The sequence below is a fragment of the Paenibacillus forsythiae T98 genome (assembly GCF_000520735.1).
GTDB lineage: Bacteria > Bacillota > Bacilli > Paenibacillales > Paenibacillaceae > Paenibacillus_AQ > Paenibacillus_AQ forsythiae.
Genome location: NZ_ASSC01000032.1, coordinates 1 through 1674, shown reverse-complemented (window position 1 = coordinate 1674; position 1674 = coordinate 1). Strand labels below are relative to the sequence as shown.

Annotated in this window: 1 protein-coding gene; it reads right to left on the bottom strand. The window is 60.2% G+C overall.

All coding sequences use genetic code 11. The features are described 5' to 3' along the window. A partial coding sequence (gene yabN, locus L692_RS0101540) for a bifunctional methyltransferase/pyrophosphohydrolase YabN (protein WP_025696563.1) occupies window positions 1-1471 on the bottom strand: 1471 nt, incomplete at its 3' end. Window positions 1472-1674 lie beyond the last annotated feature (203 nt).

The window sequence follows — 1674 nt, the reverse complement described above, 5'->3', positions numbered from 1 at the left end:
CCCGCCATAAAGCGTCCATTTCCTCCAGACTGCTGTCCTTGGGCGTGATTCCCTTGTCCCGCAGGCGGCGCTCGATGTACCGGAAGCGTTCGACAAATTTGCGGTTGGTGCGGGTCAGCGCCTCCTCGGGATCGGCATCGATAAACCGGGCGGCGTTGGTCGCCGCGAACAGCAGGTCGCCCAGCTCCAGCATCTGCTCCTCCGCCGGAGCACCGGACTCAATCGCTTCCTTCAGCTCATCCAGCTCCTCGCCGATCTTGGCGAGCACATCCTGGATATTGTCCCAGTCAAAGCCGACCTTGGACGCTTTCTTCTGCAGCTTGTACGCCTTCATAAGCGCTGGCAAATCCCGGGGAACGCCGCTGAGCGCGGACTCGGCCTCCGGCTTGATGCCTTTGCGCCGCTTCTCTTCGGCCTTCATGCCTTCCCAGTTCTGGAGGGCAGACTCCGCATCCTGGGCGTCCTTGTCGCCAAAGACATGCGGATGGCGGAAAATCAGCTTCCCGTTCAGCCCCTCAATGACGTCAAACACCGTGAATGCGCCAAGCTCTTCCTCCATCTGGGAATGCAGCATAATTTGCAGCAGCAGGTCGCCCAGCTCCTCCTTCATATGCTCGGGGTCGTCCTCGTCAATCGTTTCGAGCACCTCGTAGGTTTCCTCGATCAGATTTTTGCGGAGCGAATCATGGGTCTGCTCGCGGTCCCAGGGACAGCCCTCCGGGCTGCGCAGAATGCCGACAATTTCATGCAGACGGTCAAAGGTGCGGCTCCGCAAGCTCTCGGAGCGGTCAGCCGGAATGTAGATCAGCGACAAATTGCCGTAGCCCTCCTGACGATCCAGTTCATACAGCGGCACTCTGACGATGCGCTCCTCGCCCTCTACGCCGAGCGCATGGCCGATCGTGACCTCGTATTCAGGCGGATACAGCTCCATCAGGCACAGCTTGGCCTCGGAGGCTGTAAAGGTGTCGTACACCTGTCCGATCAGCGTATGCAGCTCGGGACGAAGCTGCGAGCGCGAGATGCCGGAGGCGTCCAGCAACTGGAAGCCTTCAATTGGATCGAACCCAAGCCGCACGAATGCCTCGTCCAGAAAGCTCTCCCCTCCAAGGACGTCTATACGGATTCCCTCCTCCGCGCAGCGCAGGCGAAGCTTGGAAACGGCGGATTCCGCAACCATCGGGTGCCCGGGAACGGCATAGACGATCTCCGTATCCTCATCGCCCGAACGCGCTTCTTCGAGCAGCTTCAGGGTTATCGCTTCATAGACTTCGGGAAACGAGGAAAAGGACTCGTACAGCCCGTCGAAGGACTGCGACTCCACGCCAAGCTCCCCCAGAGCCTGCATCACGGGATGCTCCTTGGTTCGCACGTAGACTTTGGAAGCCGTCCGCAGCTTGTTCACTATGCCCAGCGTCAGCCGGTCGGGATTGCCGGAGCCAAGTCCGACCACCGTTAATGTTGCGCTCATGCCTTTTCTCTCCTTATGCCGCCTCTATACGGAAGTGTATTGAAATGATGGGATAGCGGCGTTGTTATCTTCGAACCTGAATGCGTCAGGTTCAGGACAGCTCGGACCGGGCCGCCTTACGGGAACAGGCCCAGCTTGCGGATCGCCCGGGCCAGCTTCGGGCCAAGCCCGGGCAGCTGGCGCAGCTCGCCCTCGTCCAGCAG